The sequence below is a fragment of the Marixanthomonas ophiurae genome (assembly GCF_003413745.1).
Lineage (GTDB): Bacteria > Bacteroidota > Bacteroidia > Flavobacteriales > Flavobacteriaceae > Marixanthomonas > Marixanthomonas ophiurae.
Genome location: NZ_QVID01000001.1, coordinates 124984 through 145189, shown reverse-complemented (window position 1 = coordinate 145189; position 20206 = coordinate 124984). Strand labels below are relative to the sequence as shown.

General features: G+C 36.5%; 24 protein-coding genes. 4 read left to right on the top strand and 20 right to left on the bottom strand.

Annotation, left to right across the window (positions count from 1 at the left end; genetic code table 11):
- Positions 1–73: 73 nt before the first annotated feature.
- The 10 genes from DZ858_RS00635 to DZ858_RS00590 form a co-directional block, all read right to left on the bottom strand.
- Positions 74–400 carry a DMT family transporter gene (locus DZ858_RS00635; protein WP_117157647.1) on the bottom strand — a complete coding sequence of 109 codons (327 nt, stop codon included), beginning with the start codon at positions 398–400 and terminating at the stop codon, positions 74–76.
- A gap of 11 nt (positions 401–411) precedes the next feature.
- Positions 412–996, bottom strand: coding sequence for a pentapeptide repeat-containing protein (locus DZ858_RS00630; RefSeq protein ID WP_117157646.1), 585 nt, complete (start codon positions 994–996; stop codon positions 412–414).
- A gap of 21 nt (positions 997–1017) precedes the next feature.
- Positions 1018–1773: a DJ-1/PfpI family protein gene (locus DZ858_RS00625; RefSeq protein WP_117157645.1), complete on the bottom strand. Its 756-nt coding sequence runs from the start codon at positions 1771–1773 to the stop codon at positions 1018–1020.
- A gap of 122 nt (positions 1774–1895) precedes the next feature.
- On the bottom strand, positions 1896–3173 hold the full coding sequence (locus tag DZ858_RS00620) for a serine hydrolase domain-containing protein (RefSeq protein WP_117157644.1): 1278 nt from the start codon (positions 3171–3173) through the stop codon (positions 1896–1898).
- Positions 3163–4350, bottom strand: a complete 1188-nt coding sequence (locus DZ858_RS00615) for a C45 family autoproteolytic acyltransferase/hydolase (protein ID WP_158548331.1) — start codon at positions 4348–4350, stop codon at positions 3163–3165. The genes DZ858_RS00620 and DZ858_RS00615 overlap by 11 nt, the downstream gene beginning before the upstream one ends.
- A 220-nt stretch (positions 4351–4570) precedes the next feature.
- The gene (locus tag DZ858_RS00610; protein WP_117157642.1) at positions 4571–5314 is read right to left on the bottom strand and encodes a hypothetical protein; all 744 of its coding nucleotides are present in this window, start codon (positions 5312–5314) and stop codon (positions 4571–4573) included.
- A gap of 670 nt (positions 5315–5984) precedes the next feature.
- On the bottom strand, positions 5985–6386 hold the full coding sequence (locus DZ858_RS00605; protein ID WP_117157641.1) for a GlcG/HbpS family heme-binding protein: 402 nt from the start codon (positions 6384–6386) through the stop codon (positions 5985–5987).
- A gap of 116 nt (positions 6387–6502) precedes the next feature.
- Positions 6503–7891, bottom strand: a complete 1389-nt coding sequence (locus tag DZ858_RS00600; RefSeq protein ID WP_117157640.1) for an NAD-dependent succinate-semialdehyde dehydrogenase — start codon at positions 7889–7891, stop codon at positions 6503–6505.
- A gap of 23 nt (positions 7892–7914) precedes the next feature.
- On the bottom strand, positions 7915–9033 hold the full coding sequence (locus DZ858_RS00595; protein ID WP_117157639.1) for an alkene reductase: 1119 nt from the start codon (positions 9031–9033) through the stop codon (positions 7915–7917).
- 46 nt (positions 9034–9079) lie between these two features.
- Positions 9080–9373 (bottom strand): putative quinol monooxygenase, encoded by a 294-nt coding sequence (locus tag DZ858_RS00590; protein ID WP_117157638.1) that lies wholly within the window; start codon positions 9371–9373, stop codon positions 9080–9082.
- Between the two features lie 394 nt (positions 9374–9767).
- On the opposite strand from DZ858_RS00590, the gene ffh reads away from it, so the two are divergent.
- From ffh to DZ858_RS00575, 3 genes are all read left to right on the top strand, one after another.
- Complete coding sequence (ffh, locus tag DZ858_RS00585) at positions 9768–11096, top strand: signal recognition particle protein (RefSeq protein ID WP_117157637.1); 1329 nt, start codon at positions 9768–9770, stop codon at positions 11094–11096.
- A 104-nt stretch (positions 11097–11200) separates the two neighbouring features.
- Positions 11201–12085, top strand: coding sequence for a bifunctional 5,10-methylenetetrahydrofolate dehydrogenase/5,10-methenyltetrahydrofolate cyclohydrolase (locus DZ858_RS00580; protein ID WP_117157636.1), 885 nt, complete (start codon positions 11201–11203; stop codon positions 12083–12085).
- A 59-nt stretch (positions 12086–12144) separates the two neighbouring features.
- On the top strand, positions 12145–12660 hold the full coding sequence (locus tag DZ858_RS00575) for a hypothetical protein (protein ID WP_147309551.1): 516 nt from the start codon (positions 12145–12147) through the stop codon (positions 12658–12660).
- A 92-nt stretch (positions 12661–12752) separates the two neighbouring features.
- Here DZ858_RS00575 and DZ858_RS00570 read toward each other — a convergent pair whose 3' ends face one another.
- From DZ858_RS00570 to DZ858_RS00530, 9 genes are all read right to left on the bottom strand, one after another.
- A complete protein-coding gene (locus DZ858_RS00570) occupies positions 12753–13208 on the bottom strand; it encodes a YkvA family protein (RefSeq protein ID WP_117157634.1) in 456 nt (151 codons plus the stop codon).
- Between the two features lie 62 nt (positions 13209–13270).
- Entirely contained in the window at positions 13271–13753 is a 483-nt protein-coding gene (locus tag DZ858_RS00565) for a thiol-disulfide oxidoreductase DCC family protein (RefSeq protein ID WP_117157633.1), read from the bottom strand.
- 2 nt (positions 13754–13755) lie between these two features.
- A complete protein-coding gene (locus tag DZ858_RS00560) occupies positions 13756–14781 on the bottom strand; it encodes an AI-2E family transporter (protein ID WP_117157632.1) in 1026 nt (341 codons plus the stop codon).
- Positions 14782–14785: 4 nt separating this feature from the next.
- Positions 14786–15205, bottom strand: a complete 420-nt coding sequence (locus DZ858_RS00555; protein WP_117157631.1) for a VOC family protein — start codon at positions 15203–15205, stop codon at positions 14786–14788.
- Positions 15205–15444: a Rho termination factor N-terminal domain-containing protein gene (locus DZ858_RS00550; protein WP_117157630.1), complete on the bottom strand. Its 240-nt coding sequence runs from the start codon at positions 15442–15444 to the stop codon at positions 15205–15207. Before DZ858_RS00550 ends, DZ858_RS00555 begins: the two co-directional genes overlap by 1 nt.
- A gap of 32 nt (positions 15445–15476) precedes the next feature.
- Positions 15477–15662 (bottom strand): hypothetical protein, encoded by a 186-nt coding sequence (locus tag DZ858_RS00545; protein ID WP_117157629.1) that lies wholly within the window; start codon positions 15660–15662, stop codon positions 15477–15479.
- A 91-nt stretch (positions 15663–15753) separates the two neighbouring features.
- Positions 15754–16332 carry a hypothetical protein gene (locus DZ858_RS00540; protein ID WP_117157628.1) on the bottom strand — a complete coding sequence of 193 codons (579 nt, stop codon included), beginning with the start codon at positions 16330–16332 and terminating at the stop codon, positions 15754–15756.
- A 22-nt stretch (positions 16333–16354) separates the two neighbouring features.
- Positions 16355–17878 (bottom strand): helicase HerA-like domain-containing protein, encoded by a 1524-nt coding sequence (locus DZ858_RS00535; RefSeq protein ID WP_117159476.1) that lies wholly within the window; start codon positions 17876–17878, stop codon positions 16355–16357.
- Positions 17879–17969: 91 nt separating this feature from the next.
- A complete protein-coding gene (locus tag DZ858_RS00530; protein ID WP_117157627.1) occupies positions 17970–18686 on the bottom strand; it encodes a hypothetical protein in 717 nt (238 codons plus the stop codon).
- Positions 18687–18881: 195 nt separating this feature from the next.
- Between DZ858_RS00530 and DZ858_RS00525 the strand changes: the two genes are divergently transcribed.
- Positions 18882–19511: a 7-carboxy-7-deazaguanine synthase QueE gene (locus DZ858_RS00525; protein ID WP_117157626.1), complete on the top strand. Its 630-nt coding sequence runs from the start codon at positions 18882–18884 to the stop codon at positions 19509–19511.
- Positions 19512–19523: 12 nt separating this feature from the next.
- On the opposite strand, the gene DZ858_RS00520 is transcribed toward DZ858_RS00525, so the two are convergent.
- Complete coding sequence (locus DZ858_RS00520) at positions 19524–20069, bottom strand: DUF2911 domain-containing protein (protein WP_117157625.1); 546 nt, start codon at positions 20067–20069, stop codon at positions 19524–19526.
- Between the last annotated feature and the right edge of the window lie 137 nt (positions 20070–20206).

Genomic DNA, 20206 nt, shown 5'->3' with positions numbered 1-20206 from the left:
AAAGATAATAGGGTAAGTTAAAGATACATAAAAATAAATTGGTTACTAAATACCTGTTTTAAAATTCTTTTTGCTAGTGGGAAACAACTTTTAACCCTACAATAGAGATAATAAGGGTTGTTATAAAGAAGACTCTCCAGAAGTCAGCGGGTTCTTTAAAGATAAAAATCCCGATGAGTACAGTCCCTACAGCGCCTATTCCGGTCCAGACTGCATAAGCTGTTCCAATAGGTAAGGTTTGGGTGGCTTTTACCAATAAGAACATACTAATGGCAAGACAGATTAAAAACCCAACGTACCAATACGTAGCAATAGTGCCGGTTGCTTCTTTTGCTTTTCCTAAGCAGAAGGCAAAACTTACTTCAAAAAGGCCAGCGATTATAAGGATAATCCAATTCATTAGTAGGTGTATTAGGTGTTAATGCCCTCAATATGTATATTATAAGTGTTTAGCAGCCCAATCACCTCTGGCATAGAAAACAATGCGCCTTTTAGTTTGTTTCGTTCGGGGTTTATGGAATAGTTGGTCGATGTTCTAAAGTCCGTTTTTTCCAGATTGGTGCTATGAAAAATGGCTCGCTGCAAATCACATTGTTCCAGTTTACAACCGCTGAGGTTGCTTTCGGTAAAATCTACCTCCAATAAATTGCAGTGGACAAAACTGCTACGGGATACATCCATTTTGTAAAAAGAAGCATGATTTAGCTGGCATTTAATAAACACAATTGAAAACCCAAACGTACTACAGATCTCAAACCGTAATCCCCATAACTTGCAGTTGGTGAAAGTTACATCTTGTAATGCCGTTTTGTTCAGTTGTACGTTGCTTATATTACAATCTATAAACTCACATTCAATAAAGCGAAAATCACTCAAGTTAGCATTGGAAAAGTCACATTGATTAAAAGTGCAACCTTCATAATCCCCTTTTGGTAATGGGTTTTCGATGTTATGGTGCTTTGTGAATGTTTTATCGGTATAATATGCCGGCGACATGCAGTTTCTTATTTTTTAAAATTATTTTTTCCAATTCTGAAGCCGGTCCAGGTATAGGTAGCTTTCAACAAACTTTCTGTGTTCGGGACTGGTCATTTTTTCGACTAAAGTAAGCGCAGAAATATAACTTGCCAAATTTCCGTTAGAAGATAAAAATTTACCGTCTTCCACGAATGTCACCAAACTATCGTTCTGCACTTTTAACTTCGGGTAATCTTTTTGCAATTGTTCGCCTCCGCCAATCCAAGTAACGATTTTATGTCCGTCCGCAATTCCAGATCTTCCAATTAATTGAGCACCGGCGCAATTGCTAACGGTATATTTGGTTTCCTTGTTTTTCTCTTTAATAAAATCTACAATTTTTTTGTTGTGTACTTGTGCATACATATCGTAGGCGCTGGGAACAAACAGCGCGTCTAATTTTGGGCAGTTATCAAACGTATAATCTGGAACAAAGTGCATGCCTTCTTCGGTCGTGATGGGCTGTTTGGTTTCGGCTATGCTAATGACGTTAAAAAGTTGTTCGCCAGTTTCGGAAGGTTTTGCAAAAACATCTGAAGTTGCAATCACTTCACTTTGTAGTACGCCATTATACATTAAAAGTCCAATGGTCGGCAATTCAGCTTTAAAAGGTTTTAGGTGTTTGGTTAAGGTGTCTGTCGCCTTTTCCGTTTTATTCACGGGAGTAGTTTCGGGTGTTGTTTTTGTTTTTTCATTGTTGCAACTGAATAAAAGAGTTGCAACCATTAGAACTAATATAATTCCTCTTGCGCTCATACTATTTTTATGTTTTTGTCTAACAAGTAATGGTGCCAATAACCACGTCTTGAATTTAGCAATTATAAAAATAATGATTTTAGAGCAGGGATTCGTGTTTTTTTAGGAAGCGTTGTTTCCAGTTATTTATTTTTAAGTGCAGGGATTATTCTGTCTCGCAAAACTCTATAAGTGGACATTTCTGGCTCACTATTAATATTCCAGCCATTAAAGACGATTATTAACTGGTGGGCTGGCGCCACCATTAAATACTGACCTCCATATCCATTGGCGGAATAAATATTGGTTTTTCCATTATCCGTATATTCAGGAATCCACCATTGATACCCATATCCTGTTACATCTCGCCATTGCGGTTTTACGTTTTTCAGTAAAGGGCTTGTGGATGTTGTGACCCAACTTTCAGACACAATTTGCTTACCGTTCCATTTTCCTTTATTGAGAAATAATGTGCCAATTTTAGCCAAGTCTTCTGCCATTAGATATAAACCGCCTTCTGTATCAATTTCTCCATCAGGCGTTTCTTTCCAATAGTATTCTGTGATGCCGAGTGGCTCAAATAATTTTTCCTCTGCCCATTTATCGATTCGTTTTCCAGTAATGGTTCTAACGATCCTACCTAAAAGCACGGTTCCTCCACCATTATACACAAATTTTGTTCCTGGTATGGTATCCATAGGTTTGCTCAACACATATTTTATCCAATTGTCACTTGATTCCAGCCTAAAACAGTCATTTGTATGGTCATTATGATCAGTCTCTTCATTCCATTGTATTCCACTTCTCATAGTCAATAAATCTTCAATAGATATATTTTGCTTTCGTTTATCTTGAAAGTCAGTATCATAACCAGTCAACAACGGCATTGCTTGGTTGCTTACATTATAACCTTCGTTCAAATCCAATGCAATGCCTAAAAGGATTGAGGTGATACTTTTGGTTACTGATTGAAGGGTGTGCAATTCACTTTTTTTGTAATAAGGGTGCCAATCCGTATTATTGAAATTGTATTGATGATTGGTGGTGTCATATTTTTGAACAATGATTTCATAGTCCTGTTCATATTTATAATCTGCCAATAACTCGTCATTTTGTATGACCATAAAACGGTCAATTAATCCATAATCTCCGTTATTTATTTCTGAATTAATAGAATCAATCACGGCGGAAAGAGCATCTTGGGGAGTTACTTTTTGTGTGTCTTTAGTTGCGTCTTTATTTTTTGAGTTACAACCAATTAACGTAACTATAATTAAAATTGAAAATGATAGTGTTATGATTTTATTTATAGCTGTTCTCATAATTTTTGTTTTAATTGGGTGTAACGGCTCGTAAATAAAGCGTACCGACCGAACGGGAGGTGTTATTTCATGTCCATTGTTAGTAGCTTTATTTTTCATCAAATGTAAACTTCACATGGCCAAACAAATTGGGCGAACCTGGAGTAGTCCATAAAATAGGAAATCCCTTTTTCGGAATACTTATAATGGTACCCATAATGGTGTTGCTATTAAGTATAGGCGGAGTTGATTTTAATTTCCTCAACCCTTCATAATCTATTGTGTTAGCATTAGCTTCTAAAATTTTATTAGCTAGATTTAACCTTGCATAAGTATAGCCAAAGCTACTATCGTTTACAGCTTCATCTATCTGGTAAATAACAGGAGCGTTTTTTTGAAGGGTATGATTGGTATGCGCTATATATTGCTGTTCTTTATTGTCAATAACTTGAATAGTATCTTCCCAAGTTTCTACTGCAATTGCAGTTTCCCTATCAGCAATTAAGTAATTCATTGAGGTTCCAAAATCTACCTTTTTGAGATATTCAAGGGATTCGGTAATGTTCTTTGACTCCAGTATTTTTCGTACATTAAATGAAACAGGAATTCCGTTATTAGATACAGGTAGATCAATTATTGTATTAATTCCTACCGCAACCCCATAGTTGTTAACTCCATTTTGACCAATCTGACCAGCAAATGTTTGTTGGAGGATGACTAAATCTGTGTTTGGGTACTTAACTTTTAAGACAGTTACTGCACCTTTATGATAACTAGGAAGATCATTATTGTGTGTAAGGAAATTTGCTTGGTTTTCTCTGCCTAAAACACCTGTTGTGGTGCAATTTCCTTCTTTTGTCTTAAAATGATTGCCAGCTTCTAAATAAGAATAGAACTCATCAAAACTTTGATAAGAAAAAAGCTTGTTAAAATCAACTTGAGCTCCATCAACAATTCCTTGAAACTCATTAAACAATTCAGGTAATTGGTCTTTGACAGATTGCATATATCCTTTACCAGTCGCAAAATCGGAAATGGCTTCACCGGGAACATTTATCGTTGTATTTTCCGTTATCCAGTTTTCAAAATTATCCAGAGATTTTTTGATGACAAACTCTAGAGCTCTTCCATGCTGAAAGCCTCTTTCGTATGCAGTAGTACCATCCAATTCTAAATAGTATATCCCTTGTCTGAACTCGACAGTAGGTATTTTTACCTCCTTTGTTTCCTTTATTTGTGATGATGCCGAATAGCTAACACTTAGTAAAAGAACAAATAGTAACGTATATTTTTTCATACTTAGAACTTTAACCATCAGGTAATTTAGTCATTTAATTATTACTAATGACTCTGTATATGTCTCGTAGCGTGTAAATTAGTGATTATTTTTGGATTGAGCACAGAGCTGAAATTTTAATTTCTATTTTTATCTTTCTTATAAATATAGCCAGATTAAAACATTGACTGTGAAGGACTGGACTAGTGCTTTTCATAGGATACGGTGTTGTAAGACGTTTTTATATCCCTAATAATGGTTTCATAATTTCATAAAGTGGTGAAGAAACTAAGCTTGTGAAAACTCCGATTCCAATATCTTTAATTAAATCTCCAATTATTAGAAGTCGGTTATGAATATCCTTTCCTTTATCAAATTTATTTTCCGCGTTTCTTATTTCATATTTTAATTCCTCTTGCTCAGTAATGTTGAGTTTTTTTAAATCTTTCTTTATTAACTCAAAAAGCTCTTTAACGTTTTCATTAGAATATTCAACGTTTTGTTTTTGTACTGAATTGTTAGAATTAATTTGAAATTGAGCGGGCGAATTAATGTCTCCAAATTTGAAATTAAAATTATCACTTTCTTTTCCTCCCATTTTATTTACTAACCATTCTTCAACGAGTTCAGTTTGAACATTTGAATTTTTATATCCTTTAATTATTGGTAGAACAATGTATTTTATATGTTTTAAAAATGTTTCTTTTTTTGAAGGATTATTTTTCGTGTAAAACTTAAAATGAAATTCTAATAATTGCTCTATTTCATAAGTAGGATTAAAGTCCATTATTTTATTAGCAAAATGTCTATTATAATCTTCTTCCGTTGGTTCTCTAAAAAAGGTTTGACTTGAATTTTTACTTTCTCCCCAACCAGTTCTAGAGCGTTTTCCTATAATCGCAGAAATAAAAGTATTTCCCAAATCAGTTAATTGAAATTTGTTTTCTGCCGAATTTTCATTTTTTAAAGAGTAAAATTCATTCATTTTTCTCAGGTTTTTTCAAATGCCTTACAAACTAGTTTTATAAGTACTTTTATTGCCCTTATCAACCTTATTTGGCATGCTGTAAACAGGGTTTATGCTTTTTGTTTGTTCATATTTTTATATAACTAAAGGGGAGGTATCTTTCAAATATACTTAAAAAAGCTAATTGTCCGAGTTGTTTTTTTCTTAGATACTACTTTACAAGTTAACAATCCAACCCTTTAAAATATAAATAACCTGTCTTGTTTAAAATAGCCGTACAGCGCTACCAAAGTTATAACATCCCCATCCCATCAAAAGTGTTGATAAACGCTACTCAATTGACACTATATGACAGCATTAGACGACGTTTGACCGAGCTTGCTACCTATTGCAGTCGTATGCTAGTATATGACAGCCGTTGCATTTATTTGCCACCATTTGATATCCATTGCATAATACACCCCCTTTTTTAGGGGTTTTGTTCGGGCTTCCTTCGGGGATCTTTCGGGAACGGGTTGGAGCTATTTTCCAAAAATGCACGTTTCCCGAACAACCCTCGAACCAAAGTAGGAGAAAGGATAATAGAAAGCGCTAAAATAAATGATGAGATATTTTAGGAATAATATTGTGATATAAAAAAAGCGAGCTATACCAGCTCGCTTTATCTTGTTTACTAAATAGGGCGCTTTTATAATGCTTCGGCACCCGCTTTAGCTACGGTATGATCATCTTCAACCGTACTACCACTCACACCAATGGCCCCGATAATGGTTCCATCGTTATTAGTAACAGGTATTCCACCAGGAAAAGTAATTAGTCCTCCGTTAGAGTGTTCAATATTAAAAAGGGACTCTCCCGGTTGTGAAAGCTTGCCAATTTCGCCACTGTTCATATCAAAAAAGCGGGCTGTTTTGGCTTTTTTTAGTGCGATATCCGCACTTCCCAGCCAAGCGCCATCCATACGGACAAATGCCACTGGATTGGCACCTGCATCGACCACACTAATGTTCATTTTAGTATCTATTTCTTTTGCTTTGGCCTTTGCCGCTGCTATCATTTTTTCTGCTTGTTCTAAATTAACTGTATTCATAAAATTTCGTTTCTAGATTAGTAATCGTTTTACTTTTTAAATTTTAAGCCAAGTGTAAGGTGGCTGAGCGGAGAGGTTGCTGAGCGGAGCCGAAGTGCCGAAGCCCCTGTGTGCCCTTAGCTCAACGCCATCACTGCCTTCACATTTACAAACTCTTTTAATCCAAAACCACCGTGTTCACGTCCGTAACCAGAGTTTTTAACGCCTCCAAAAGGCATATTAGGTTGTGCTAATCCAAATGAGTTGATAAACACCATACCGGTATCAAAATGTTTCTTGGCAAGTTCAAAAGCCTTTTCAGAATCTTCTGAAAAGATACCACCACCCAATCCAAAACGGCTGTCGTTAGCAATACGCATCGCGTCTTCTGCATCTTTGGCGTGGATTAGTGAGGCTACGGGGCCAAACAATTCATCATCATAAGCCGGTTGTCCAGGTTCTACATTTCCTAGAATGGTTGCTGGATAAAAATAACCTTTGCCTTCTGGTACTTCACCACCACACAATATTTCGGCTCCTTTTTTCACACTCTCCGTAACTTGTTCGTGTAAATCGTCCCGTAAGTCTTTACGTGCCATAGGACCTATTTTAGAGTTTTCATCCATAGGATCGCCGTGGTTTATACCTTTCATGCGTTTTACAAAGGCTTCTTTAAATTCTTCATATACTTTATCTACTACAATAAAGCGCTTGGCGGCTACACAGGTTTCCCCATTGTTGTATACACGTCCGTTAACACAGTGTTTTACGGCTTTGTCTATATTGGCATCTTCTAAAACAAGGTAGGCATCGTTACTACCTAACTCCAATACTGTTTTCTTAAGTTCAGCACCTGCTTTTTCACCAATAATTTTACCAGCTTTAGGGCTCCCCGTAAGGGTAACGCCTCGCACTTTGTCGTTTTCAATGATTTTGTCAGACTGGTCGTGATTAATCAATAAAACGGTGAATAAGTCTTTAGGCAGTCCAGCATCAGTATAGATTTTTTCTAATAGCTTAGCACATCCAGTTACACTTTCGGCATGTTTCAGTAACACGCCATTTCCTGCCATTAAGTTGGCAATAGAATACCGAATAACTTGATACGCTGGAAAGTTCCAAGGCTGTATTCCGTATATTACACCAATAGGCGAGTAATTAACGACGCCTTTTCCGCCATTGGGGAGTTCTCGGTCTTCATCAGCTAATTCCTTAGGACCGTTTTCAGCAGTATAATCACAAATGCCAGAACATAAATCTACTTCTTGTTTGCTCTGTTTCAATAGTTTTCCCATTTCTTGCGTCATCAAGTTTGTCAGCTCCTCTTTATGATCTTGTAAACTTTTACCAATGGCTTTAATTACTTTAGCGCGTTCTTCAACGGGTTTGGTTTTCCAGTCTAAAAAAGCATTGTGACATTTTTGCACGGCCTCTTCAGCTTGTTTATCCGTCATAAACGGATAGCGTTGTATTATCTCTTCTGTTGCGGGGTTTATCGTTTTTAATCCTTCTAATTGCTCATTCATAGTTTTTGTTTTTTGTTTAAAATTTATGACGAAGTAAGGCTTTCTTCTCTTGCTTTCGCTTCATAGTCAATATAGCCTTCTTTGTCTTGTGTGTAAAAAGTGTCTTTATCCCAGTCACTAAGGGGTATGTTTTTTTCAAATCGTTCTACCAAATCGGGATTGCTCACATAGGGTTTTCCATAGGCAACCAAATCGGCATCACCTCTTTCCAATATTGCATTCCCTTTTTCTTGATCAAAATTGGTGTTAATCATTAACGTGCCATTGTAAATTGGGCGATACCGTTTGGCAATTTCGGTTTCTGCAAATGGCACATCGCTTACATTGTTAAAAGGTTCACTTAGATGTAAATACGCCAAATTATAATCGTTCAGTTTATTGATCATATAGTCAAACGTAGGCAGGGTTTCTTCATCCATGGTCATACCAAAGATTCCGTGTAATGAAGGATTCATCCGTAAGCCAATTCTGTTTTCTGGCATTACTTTTTTCATCGCATCAAGCACGTCAAACAAAAAGCGAGCGCGGTTTTCAATACTGCCACCGTACTCATCGGTTCGTTTGTTGGAAGTGCCATTAAAAAATTGATGAAATAAATAACCGTTACTACTATGGATTTCAACTCCATCAAAACCGGCTTCCATAGCATTCTTAGCAGCATTGGCAAAATCCTGAATGGTTTGCTGTATGTCTTCGGTGGTCATTTCTTTAGGCGTAACCGTGTCTTTAAAACCATTGGGTGTAAACGATTGTGCTTCTGGATTCAGTGCCGAAGGCGCGTGTGGTAAATCGCCATCGTGAAAATCGGGGTGTGAAATCCGCCCTACGTGCCAGAGCTGAATAAAAATACGTCCGTCCGCTTCGTGTACAGCTTTTGTCACTTCTTTCCATCCTTTCACTTGTGCTTCGGTATGGATACCCGGCGTGTGTATGTAACCCACGGCTTTTTCTGAAACTTGTGATCCTTCAGAAATAATCAATCCCGCTGAAGCACGCTGTTGATAATAGATTACATGCTTGTCTTTTGTCGGTTTTTTTTCTGGATTGTTAGCACGACTTCTCGTCATCGGTGCCATGATTACTCGGTTGGGTAATTGTAAGTCGCCCATCGTGTAGGGCTGTAATAATGCTTGTTTACTCATATATAAATGCCCGTGAAGACGGGTAGCTTTTTATTAAACTGAAATTTTATTTTGCAGAAAGGATATCAATTTTTTTAATATCTGGATCTTCACTAAGTAAACGGTCTGCGTTTTCCATCAATGCTTTGGCAATATCTCCATTTAAATGGGCATCGCGACCGGTTTCATTTTCAAACGTATCGAAAATTCCGAAGGTGGAATCGTCAATTTTAAAACTATACCAAGTGAGCGTTTTATCTTCTTGACGAGCAAGGTCAATAGCTCCTTTTATAAATTGAGCTACTTCATCCTCTTTACCAGATTTGGCTTTTAGTGTAGCCAATAAACCTAACTTTTTCATAACAATTTTCTTTAATTTTTCTTTTAATAAATATACGGCATTCCCTTGCCAATTAAGCGTCTATAAGCATAAGCCTATGTTAAAGTAGTGGTAATGTTTTCAAAAAAAAATGTAGTGCTGCGTTGAGCGAAGTCGGAGTGTTGAAGTTGAAATCGAAATTGAAACTGAAAAATCATACTTCATATTTCATATATTACTATGTGCTTTCGATACAAATTTGTAATTGCCGGCGCTCCTATAAATTCACTCAATCACCTATTTAATTCATTCCTCATAGATTGTACTTCATATTTTGTATTTCGTATTTCAAAAATCACTTTGAAACTACCTTTCAGAATGTTATCTTTGCAACCCTATACACCTAAGAGTGTCTGTAAACTAAAGCGTAAAGAATATGTTCGATAATTTAAGTGATAAGTTAGATAAAGCGATGCACGTCCTAAAGGGACACGGCCAAATTACAGAAGTAAACGTAGCCGAAACCCTTAAAGAAGTACGCCGCGCCTTGCTCGATGCCGATGTTAACTTTAAAACTGCCAAAGAATTTACTAATACTGTTAAAGAAAAAGCCCTTGGGCAGAATGTATTGACCTCCCTACAGCCGGGACAGTTAATGGTGAAGCTGGTAAAAGATGAACTGACCAAATTAATGGGCGGCGACACAGCAGGGATCGATTTAAGCGGTTCGCCAAGTGTTATTTTAATGTCCGGTTTACAGGGTAGTGGTAAAACCACGTTCTCGGGAAAATTAGCTAATTACTTAAAAACAAAAAAGACCAAAAAACCTTTATTAGTAGCTTGTGATGTGTACCGCCCTGCGGCCATCAATCAGTTGCACGTAGTAGGAGAGCAGATAAAGGTTGAAGTTTATAGCGAAGAAGGAAATAAAAACCCAGTGCAAATTGCTCAAAACGCTATTGCACACGCTAAACAAAATGGGAACAACGCTGTTATTATAGATACCGCTGGTCGTTTAGCGATCGACGAAGCGATGATGACCGAAATAGCCGACATCCATAAGGCTATTCAACCCAATGAAACCTTGTTTGTAGTAGATGCTATGACGGGGCAAGATGCTGTAAACACGGCAAAAACCTTTAACGAACGCCTTAATTTTGATGGAGTTGTATTAACCAAGTTAGATGGTGATACACGTGGTGGTGCCGCAATATCGATTAAAAGCGTAGTGAATAAGCCGATTAAATTTATCGGTACTGGTGAGAAGATGGATGCGATCGATGTGTTTCACCCAGCACGTATGGCTGACCGTATTTTAGGTATGGGAGATGTGGTGTCGCTTGTGGAGCGAGCACAAGAACAGTTTGATGAGGATGAGTCTCGTAAACTTCAAAAGAAAATTGCAAAAAATCAATTTGGTTTTGATGATTTTATTAAGCAAATACAGCAAGTAAAGAAAATGGGTAGTATGAAGGATCTAGTAGGAATGATACCTGGAGCCGGAAAAGCCCTAAAAGGAGTAGATATAGATGATGATGCTTTTAACGGAATTGAAGCTATCATTCATTCAATGACACCTGAAGAAAGAAGTACACCATCAGTAATAAATGGAAGCCGTAAAAAGCGTATTGCTAAAGGTAGCGGAACGTCGGTGCAAGAAGTAAATCAGTTGATGAAGCAATTTAATCAAATGAGTAAAATGATGAAAATGATGCAAGGCGGCGGCGGTAAAAAAATGATGCAGATGATGAATAATATGCGGTAGTTTTAGTACCCAGTAGGCAGGAGCAGTTTTCAGTTAGAAATGAATAGACTCTTAAATAATAATGTCACCTCAAGCGCAGTCGAGAGGTCTTTAACCTAACAATAATGACAATTCTAGACGGTAAAAAAATATCGAATGATATTAAGGCTGAAATAAAAGCCGAAGTAGACGAAATGAAAGCTAAAAATGAGAAAGTGCCTCATTTAGCCGCTATTATTGTTGGGAACGACGGTGCTAGTATGACCTACGTAAACACCAAAGTAAAAGCTTGTGAAAAAGTAGGTTTTGAATCTACCCTAGTTAGAATGTCTAGCACCACTAGCGAAGTGGAGTTAATGGACAAAATTGAAAAATTGAATAAAGAAGATTCTATCGATGGGTTTATTGTTCAGTTACCCTTACCACCGCAAATTGATACACAAAAAGTGCTGTTGGCGGTAAATCCAGATAAAGACGTAGATGGATTTCACCCGACTAATTTCGGAAAAATGTCGCTGGATATGACTTCATTCATCCCGGCAACTCCTTTCGGTATATTAGAATTATTAGAGCGGTACGACATCCCTACTAAAGGAAAACATACCGTTGTTGTTGGCAGAAGCCACATTGTTGGGAGACCCATGAGTATTTTAATGGGGAGAAGTGGTTTTCCTGGGAACTCCACAGTAACACTAACTCATGAGTACACTAAAAACATTACTCAAATTATCTCACAAGCAGATATTGTTATTATTGCAGTAGGCATTCCAGATTTTCTAAAAGCAGAAATGATTAAAGATGATGCCGTGGTAATCGATGTAGGTATTACCCGCGTTCCAGATGAAACTGCTAAAAAAGGCTACGTGCTTAAAGGTGATGTAGATTTTGAGAATGCTAGTAAAAAGGCATCTTATATTACACCGGTTCCAGGAGGTGTTGGTCCTATGACTATTGCTATGCTATTAAAAAACACGTTGCTTGCTAGAGAACAGCGTAGAGAAAGAAAGTAGTTCTTCTAAAATAATTCAAAAAATAGCTACTTGTTACCTGCAATTAGAGCAACTTAGATATGAGTAAAGCGAGATTGATAAAACGATTGAAATGGTATTATCCAATTGAGAAATTTCATACGTATGTCACTTTTCCTACATTGCTACTATATCTATTGTTTACGAATCCAGTTGAAAATTTAATTCTTTTGTCTTATGGATTAATTGTATGTATAATTATTCTATATCAAGGTCAACTTTATTGGAAGTTAAAATTGGAAAGACTTACAGAAAAACACATAAACCAAGATGCTACTATTCGATTTTTCAAAAAGTCAAAATGGGTTAACTGGTTGTTGATTTCTTGTATGCTTCCTGTTTTATTGATTCAACTCTACTTTCAAAATTGGAATTTTGAATCTAATGACATGTTTTATTGGGGGATTTTCGCAAATGTGTTTGCGATTTTAGAACACATAAACTACTATTATATCCAGCTAATGATAGACAATAAATACGATGTTGAATATTTATTCAAAAACAAAAAATTAAAAAAAGCAAGTTTGGCCAAAGACTTGGTTGAAAACAAACTTTAATAAGCAGGCAACAATTTACGTGAAATCACAGCTCATTTCTTGCTATGATTCATTTATTCCTGTTAAAGAAATATACTACAGGTAGAAGGGATTTAAATTCCCATATCATTTTCCATACGCCAATCTAGGTAGCGATGCAAATCACTTTCTATCCAGCCCACGCCCATCGTTAATACGGCAACATCATCAATATAGCCTAGGCCCGGTATAAAGTCGGGAACGATATCCATTGGATTTAACACATATAGTAGTGCCATTACAATAGTGGCAATGGTAAACCAAGGGATGTTTTTGTAATTTCCGTTTTTTACGTCTTTCAGCATGCTAATCATAATTCTGCCCAGCTCTACATATTTTGACAGGGTGTTGTTTCCGCTGAACTTCTTATCAATATTCTCTTCGTTGTTCAAGACAACTTCTACATCGTCTTCTTCAATTTTATTAACTTCTTCCTCAACATAATCCTTATCAATTTCTTGCTCGTGGCTCCCATCATCTCTATTTCCGGGGTTGAAGTGTACTTTATCTTTCTTTTTACCAAATAGCATTGTCGGTTATTTTTGTTTTCTGAAAGATACAATTTCAAAAATAAAATAGTTTTAAAGAATTGTTATAAAAAGCCAAAGAGTTTATAAAAAACTGCCAAAAGTAATAGTAGGTAGAGTAGCCAATACCATTTTAACTGTTTAGGATTGCTTCCGAAGAACAGTTTAGTCAGGTTAAAAAAGAATGATCGGTGTTTTGCTATAAAATTGTAGCCGTGGTCACTTAGCTGTGTAAACCAATTGTAATTGGTATACCATTTATGCCACGGAAGACTTTTGTTTGTGTAAGTATAACTTCGATAAGCCGAATTTGGCCCACTGTAAACCTTTCCGTCTGTTTCGATAAGGCGAGACGCTTTTTTAAATTCTTTTATAGGAATATCTTGAAACTGCGAAGCTATTTCTTGATAGGTTATATAGTCAATTTTATCATTGGTCATACTCTTCCAACGTGTTACCCAATACTTGCAGAAACCACATTCGCCATCCCAGACCAATACAGGTTTACTTGTTGGTGGATAGTTAGTTGTTGAAAACTTGCGGAACATGGCTATAGTTTCTCATCGTGTGTTTTAGCGTATTCTTTTCGATAAATACGGAGTATAATTAAAAACAAGCTAATAAGCAGGGGGCCAAAAATCAATCCAATAAAACCAAATAATGGAACGCCTACAACGACACCTATAAAGGTTATTAATGGGTGTACGTTATCTAGTTTTTTAAGGGCATACATTCTGAAAATATTATCGGTAGAGCCAACAATGATAAAACCGTATAATAAAATGCCCCAAGCTTGAAAGGTATCTCCTGTCGACAATGATAGAATAAACACAGGAAGAATACCAATTAGGGTTCCTATAAATGGGATCATGGAGCCAATTGTTGTAATTACAAACCAAAATAAAGGATCTTCAACACCAAATATTAAAAATCCAATAAGGGCTACAATACCTTGTGCAAGTGCTACTAAGGGAATGCCAATAGCATTAGCGCGAACCATAGCATTGGCCTCGTCTCCTATGGTTTTTAAGTTTTTGTCTCCAATTGGTATGTAATCAAATAAAGACTCTTTCAACTCTTTCCGGTTGGTAAGCATGTAATACAACATAAAATACATCAGTCCAATTGCAATAAACATGTTGAACGTACCACCAGCAAAACTTTGTAGTTGGGTTGAAATCCAAGATGAAATGGCAGAAGCATCTATTTGGGAAGTAAGGTCATAACCAAGTCGGGTTTCCCATTCACCTAACTGTTCTTTAAAGGCTCTAATAACCTCTTCAGAATTTTGAACTGCATTACCTATTTTATTTCCCAACATTAAAACAATGCCCGAAACCGGTAGTAAAATTCCAATAAAGGAAAGTAACATTAATAAACCTGCTGCAAGATTGGAATTCCAACCTTTTTTTTGGACCAGTTTTTTCATCCAGCCGCGCAACAAAACATAAATAGTAACAGCGCCTAAAACACCAGAAAGGTAGGGTGCCATTTCCTTAAAAATAAGGCTACCCATTAGTAAAATAAGTAATAAGACAAATACTTGTCTAATTATTTGTGGAGAGATTGATTTCATTCAGTTAGGTGGAGAAAAGTTGGTTCATATCTTTAAAGGCTTTAAATTCGAGGGCATTGCCAGATGGGTCTTTAAAAAACATCGTGGCTTGCTCCCCGGCTTTTCCTTTAAACCGAATATACGGCTCAATGATAAAGGTAATATTTTTACTTTTTAACAGCGAAGAAAAAGCTTTAAAGGTTTTCATGTCTAAAACTACACCGAAATGAGGAACAGGAACATCTTTACCGTCTACGGGGTTTGATGATGAATCTGTTTTAGTCTTTTCTTTATAATGAATGACCAATTGATGCCCAAAAAAGTCAAAGTCTACCCAATGTTCACTGCTTCGGCCTTCAGTAAAGCCTAACACATCGCGGTAGAAAATTCGACATTCATTAAGGTTGTGTACGGGAATTGCTAAATGAAAGGGTTGTATGCTCATTAGTTATTTCGTAATGCATTTATTAATTGGTTTTTATTCATTTTAGAACGACCGTCGATACCTACATTTTTTGCCTGATCGTACAATTCATCTTTTGTCCATTCTTCGTAGGGTTGTGCTTTGCCTCCTTTTTGGCCTGAATTAGGTGTATTGGCAATACGAGCTGCTTTTTCTTTACTGTACCCTTTGTCTCGAAGAGCTTCGTACTGATCTTCGTTTTTTATTCTTGGGTTTGGCATAATTGTATTTTTTAATTGAATTAATTAAATTTTTAGGTTTCATCGGTATCATTTCTTTTCTTCAATAGACCAATTCCAGCAAAGAAGAAAACAATACCTAGAATAATAAGTGCCCAAGGACTAAGTCCCACATTTAAACTTCCAAATACACTCAATACGCCAAGTACTAATGCAATAGCCCCGCCGATAGTTAAAATAAATCCTAAAATCTTTATCATAATTAGTTGTGTTGGTTGATTATTAAAATTAATAGAAAAACCCCGCTTTATGGCGGGGCTTAACAAAATATTGAGAAGGTTTTGGAAAAATTTATTCTTTTTCGGCAGTCTTGTTAGGCTCCCATCCAATCATAAAATATTTAAATTTGGCACCATCTGGTATTTGGCTGGCTTCAATTTTTGCATTGGGATTGTATCGCAAATTTTCTGGAAGTTCACTTTTTTCAATGGTTAAGTATATTTCACTATCCTTTAAAAAAACGACAACTGAGTTAATCGTGCTTTCAATATTTGAAATTGTATAATTGGCCTTTACATCTTTAAAAGTACTGCCACTTGTTAATCCTTTTTCAGTTTTGTAACGTGTATCAAACACCTGAACATTGGTTACGGTTGCATTGGGGTCGTTTTCATCTTCTGGAGAAAGCAATAGCAGTTTATTTCCTTCTTTGTCATAAATTTCTACTTCGCCTTGTGTGCCTAAAGCGTTCTTTATCGGGTTAAGCTTTACAATGGAGTCTTCAGCAAAAATAGAATCCACCTGTTTCATTTGGATGGTCTTATCTAAGTTGCCAATGCTCCCTTCGCCAATAACAAAAGGGTCCTTTTCCGTATTACAAGAAATAAATAGAATGGTGGTTAATGCGCCTAATAAAAGTGTCTGTTTCATATATAATTTTTAGTGTCTGTTTTTATTTTAATAATTTTCCCAATATACCCAATACGCTCCGTATTACAGTTGGACTGCTCAATACTTTAACAATGGGGTTTTGCCGGCTGCTTCGCGAAGAAGAACGACTGCTGGAGCGTTTTACTTTAGCCTTTTCTTTTTCTGCCTTTTCTTTAGCATCTTCTTTTTCAGCGATGTCAATTTTATCGTTTAATAATTCGTAGGCGCTTTCACGATCTACGGTTTCGTTATACTTTTTAATGAGTTTTGACTCTCCTAATAATTCTTTTAACTCTTGGTCTTCCAGAATATCCATTCGACTCATTGGAGCACGCATCATGGTAGCAGCCAAAGGGGTTGGGATTCCTTTTTCATTTAAGGCAGAAACCAAAGCTTCTCCAATTCCCAACTTGGTCAATACTTCGTCAGTTTTATAATATTCTGAAATAGGATAGTTTTCAGCAGTCAATTTAATGGCTTTTCGGTCTTTTGCTGTAAAGGCTCGCAATGCGTGTTGTACTTTTAAGCCTAATTGACTTAAAACAGCATCGGGAACATCGGTTGGATTTTGAGTTACAAAATACAGTCCTACCCCTTTTGAGCGAATCAGCTTTACAATACTTTCAATTTGGTCCAACAAAGCATCACTCGCCTCTTTAAATAGTAAATGTGCTTCATCTATAAAGATTACTAATTCTGGTCTGCCGCTATCACCTTGTTCAGGGAATGTGGTGTATATTTCGGCTAGCAAACTCAACATAAAGGTTGAAAAGAGCTTGGGGCGATCTTGAATATCGGTAAGGCGTACAATATTAATATAGCCCATTCCATTTTTATCTATTCGCAGTAAATCATCGGTATCAAATGATTTTTCGCCAAAAAATAAGTCACCACCTTGTTGTTCTAATGCTACGATACGACGTAAAATAGCACCTGTTGAAGCAGAGGAAATACGGCCATATTCTTCAGAAAACTCTTCTTTTCCTTCGTTTGTAGCGTATTGTAATATTTTTTTGAAATCTTTTAAATCTAAGAGGGGAAGCTTATTGTCATCACAGTATTTAAATATTACTGAAATAATTCCCGCTTGGGTTTCACTTACGTCCAAAATACGCGATAACAGCACAGGGCCAAACTCACTTACAGTGGCTCGAAGGCGAACACCGTTTTGTTCCGAAAGCGTCATAATTTCAACCGGAAATTTCTTTGCGGTAAAGGGAATGCCAATCTTTTCATGGCGTTCGTCAATCTTGGCATGACCAGGACTTGGTTCGGCGATTCCGCTAAGATCACCTTTCATGTCCATTAACAAAACTGGAACTCCTTTTTCTGAAAGGTTTTCCGCTAAAACTTGTAATGATTTCGTTTTCCCAGTTCCTGTGGCACCGGCAATAAGGCCGTGACGGTTCATGGTCTTTAGTGGGATTTTAACCAACGCATTGGTGAGGGTTTCGCCTCCCAGCATAGCAGCACCTAATGTAATGGATTCACCTTTGGTGGTGTATCCTTTTTCAATATGGTCAAAAAAAGCCTTTTTGTCTGCCATCATTTAAATTTTCGATAAAAATAGCAATTGTACAGGTGCTTTGGAAATTTTAAGGGATTTAAAATTTCGGCTTACAAAAAGGGTTATTTAATTAGTTTATTTTGTTAATGCCAATATTCATGAATCGTGCATTGAAAGTTGTAATGTTTCCATTATTAATTACGTATCTGAATTTTAATTCATCATCGGCTTCTAACGAATACATCAAGGAGCCACTTGCACCCCAAAAGTCAGAATTGGGGAGTTCTACATTTCCTCTTGTTAAATAGCCGATAAGATCTCCATTTCTTTCAACGGCTAAAACGTATTTTGTGCTTGTTGCGGGAAGATTTCTAATAGACAAGGCGGCAGACATAAAATAAACTCCACTTACATTTACCTTAATGCTTCCTTTTGTTAAAAATTCAAAAATAGTATTGTCGTCCTCAAGAATATCCCCAGCACTTAATGGAAAATCTTGATAAGTATTACCATTCGAATTAATCACACCATTATTGGTTGTACCATAATCCTTATTAAGTACAATGCTCTTAGCACTTCCTGTAGATAAGGGGATCCAATTTCCATTAGAGCGAATAACCAATTTTTGTTTGTCGGTATTAAAAACAACGGCTCCGTCCAAAGGAGTAGGGATAGCATTCATATCAGATTCTGACATACGTGGTGGCACCAAAGCTCCATTAGTGCTTTCAATTTCCAAGGCAGAACCATCATCGGGCGTTGTCGTGCCAATGGCTACTTGGCTGTTGACAGTGGTAATAAAAAATAGTAAGAAAACAGAAATGTAAAATTTGATTGTAGTAAACATAAGTAATAAAATTTGGTTAGTTGAAACTTTATTTTATATATACGCAAACCTAAAGCAGATGGTTCATTTTGAAAAATGAGGTTAACGTTTTTCGTTTAAAAGTTAAAAATACCGATTAATTGCTTTTTTGTATAATTATAAAAACATCCTGTACTTCACTTAAACTGCCAACTATAAATTGTAATTTTGCCATCTATGCAGAAAGAGACACAAGAATTGGTTAATAAAGGGGAAATGCTTCCGCTCATGGAAGAATTTTACACCATACAAGGAGAGGGTTTTCATAAAGGTACAGCTGCTTACTTTATACGAATAGGGGGTTGCGACGTAGGGTGCCATTGGTGCGATGTTAAAGAAAGCTGGAATGCCGATATACATCCGCCTACTGAAATTAATCAAATAGTTGACAACGCAGATAAATACAGTAAAACAATTGTAATTACAGGTGGTGAACCGCTTACTTGGGATATGGGGCCTTTAACTAAGAAATTAAAGGATAAAGGCATGCAAGTTCATATTGAAACTTCTGGGGCATATAAGCTTACAGGAATTTGGGATTGGATTTGCCTTTCACCAAAAAAAATAAAACTGCCAACTCCGGAAATATACGAAAAGGCACACGAACTAAAAGTGATTATCTACAACAAAAATGACTTTAAGTTTGCTGAAGAGCAAGCCGAGAAAGTAAACAATAACTGTATTCTATACTTACAACCCGAATGGAGTAAACGGGATAAAATGATGTCACAAATTGTTGACTATGTCATGCAAAACCCCAAATGGAAAGTATCTTTACAGACCCATAAGTACCTAAATATTCCGTAAAATGTAATTCCCTTACTTTACTTTTTCAAAAGGTACCTCTACATACGTTTTGTCCCATCCAATCATTAGGGTTGCACCGTTGTTTTCAGGTCTAAAAACCATAGAAAGCGATTCTGCAGGAGCAGCGGCGTTTCGTGCTGGAGTTTCTAGTCTAACAATGTCGTTTTCCTTTTTGTAAACAGTACCCCAAACATTAGCGTTTTTATTAATGATTACGGTCCACATGTCTTCTTCAGGAATGGTATATAACGTATACGTTCCAGGCTGCAATACTGTTTCATTAACCTTTAAAGGTTCGTATATAGTCAATTCAGTAGCTTCATTTGCTCCAGTACGCCATACTTTTCCATAAGGAACTAATTCCCCAAAAATTTCGCGCCCATTTTTTTGTGGTCGGCTGTAAATAACACGGGCGATAGGAGGTGTGTTTCTATCAGGACGGGCCATTGCTAAATCCATAGGGCTTGTATCCATCTTAGGGAAAGTTTGTGACTGCACAGTATCGGTGCTAAAAGCAGTGATAGCTACAAAAAATAGTATAGTAAGAAATGACTTCATAGTTGTTTTTTGTTTAAAGATAACTTCTGAAAAACGAAATTGTTATAAAGTTTTCTAAAAGTTATATGTTTAATTTGTCTTCATCTTTTTTTTAAAATCATAAAAGAATAGGACTCTCTGTCAAATTTGACTGTAAT

Coding starts and splice junctions, on each gene's coding strand:
- DZ858_RS00570 (WP_117157634.1), bottom strand. CDS start 13,208: ATGCTATTTGGTAAAAAGAAAGATAAAGTACACTTCAACCCCGGAAAT.
- DZ858_RS00605 (WP_117157641.1), bottom strand. CDS start 6,386: ATGAATACAGTTAATTTAGAACAAGCAGAAAAAATGATAGCAGCGGCA.
- DZ858_RS00545 (WP_117157629.1), bottom strand. CDS start 15,662: ATGATAAAGATTTTAGGATTTATTTTAACTATCGGCGGGGCTATTGCA.
- DZ858_RS00575 (WP_147309551.1), top strand. CDS start 12,145: ATGAGTAAAGCGAGATTGATAAAACGATTGAAATGGTATTATCCAATT.
- DZ858_RS00535 (WP_117159476.1), bottom strand. CDS start 17,878: ATGGCAGACAAAAAGGCTTTTTTTGACCATATTGAAAAAGGATACACC.
- DZ858_RS00520 (WP_117157625.1), bottom strand. CDS start 20,069: ATGAAGTCATTTCTTACTATACTATTTTTTGTAGCTATCACTGCTTTT.
- DZ858_RS00555 (WP_117157631.1), bottom strand. CDS start 15,205: ATGAGCATACAACCCTTTCATTTAGCAATTCCCGTACACAACCTTAAT.
- DZ858_RS00590 (WP_117157638.1), bottom strand. CDS start 9,373: ATGAAAAAGTTAGGTTTATTGGCTACACTAAAAGCCAAATCTGGTAAA.
- DZ858_RS00530 (WP_117157627.1), bottom strand. CDS start 18,686: ATGTTTACTACAATCAAATTTTACATTTCTGTTTTCTTACTATTTTTT.
- DZ858_RS00610 (WP_117157642.1), bottom strand. CDS start 5,314: ATGAATGAATTTTACTCTTTAAAAAATGAAAATTCGGCAGAAAACAAA.
- DZ858_RS00525 (WP_117157626.1), top strand. CDS start 18,882: ATGCAGAAAGAGACACAAGAATTGGTTAATAAAGGGGAAATGCTTCCG.
- DZ858_RS00565 (WP_117157633.1), bottom strand. CDS start 13,753: ATGTTCCGCAAGTTTTCAACAACTAACTATCCACCAACAAGTAAACCT.
- DZ858_RS00635 (WP_117157647.1), bottom strand. CDS start 400: ATGAATTGGATTATCCTTATAATCGCTGGCCTTTTTGAAGTAAGTTTT.
- ffh (WP_117157637.1), top strand. CDS start 9,768: ATGTTCGATAATTTAAGTGATAAGTTAGATAAAGCGATGCACGTCCTA.
- DZ858_RS00560 (WP_117157632.1), bottom strand. CDS start 14,781: ATGAAATCAATCTCTCCACAAATAATTAGACAAGTATTTGTCTTATTA.
- DZ858_RS00600 (WP_117157640.1), bottom strand. CDS start 7,891: ATGAATGAGCAATTAGAAGGATTAAAAACGATAAACCCCGCAACAGAA.
- DZ858_RS00620 (WP_117157644.1), bottom strand. CDS start 3,173: ATGAAAAATAAAGCTACTAACAATGGACATGAAATAACACCTCCCGTT.
- DZ858_RS00625 (WP_117157645.1), bottom strand. CDS start 1,773: ATGAGCGCAAGAGGAATTATATTAGTTCTAATGGTTGCAACTCTTTTA.
- DZ858_RS00580 (WP_117157636.1), top strand. CDS start 11,201: ATGACAATTCTAGACGGTAAAAAAATATCGAATGATATTAAGGCTGAA.
- DZ858_RS00595 (WP_117157639.1), bottom strand. CDS start 9,033: ATGAGTAAACAAGCATTATTACAGCCCTACACGATGGGCGACTTACAA.
- DZ858_RS00615 (WP_158548331.1), bottom strand. CDS start 4,350: ATGAAAAAATATACGTTACTATTTGTTCTTTTACTAAGTGTTAGCTAT.
- DZ858_RS00630 (WP_117157646.1), bottom strand. CDS start 996: ATGTCGCCGGCATATTATACCGATAAAACATTCACAAAGCACCATAAC.
- DZ858_RS00540 (WP_117157628.1), bottom strand. CDS start 16,332: ATGAAACAGACACTTTTATTAGGCGCATTAACCACCATTCTATTTATT.
- DZ858_RS00550 (WP_117157630.1), bottom strand. CDS start 15,444: ATGCCAAACCCAAGAATAAAAAACGAAGATCAGTACGAAGCTCTTCGA.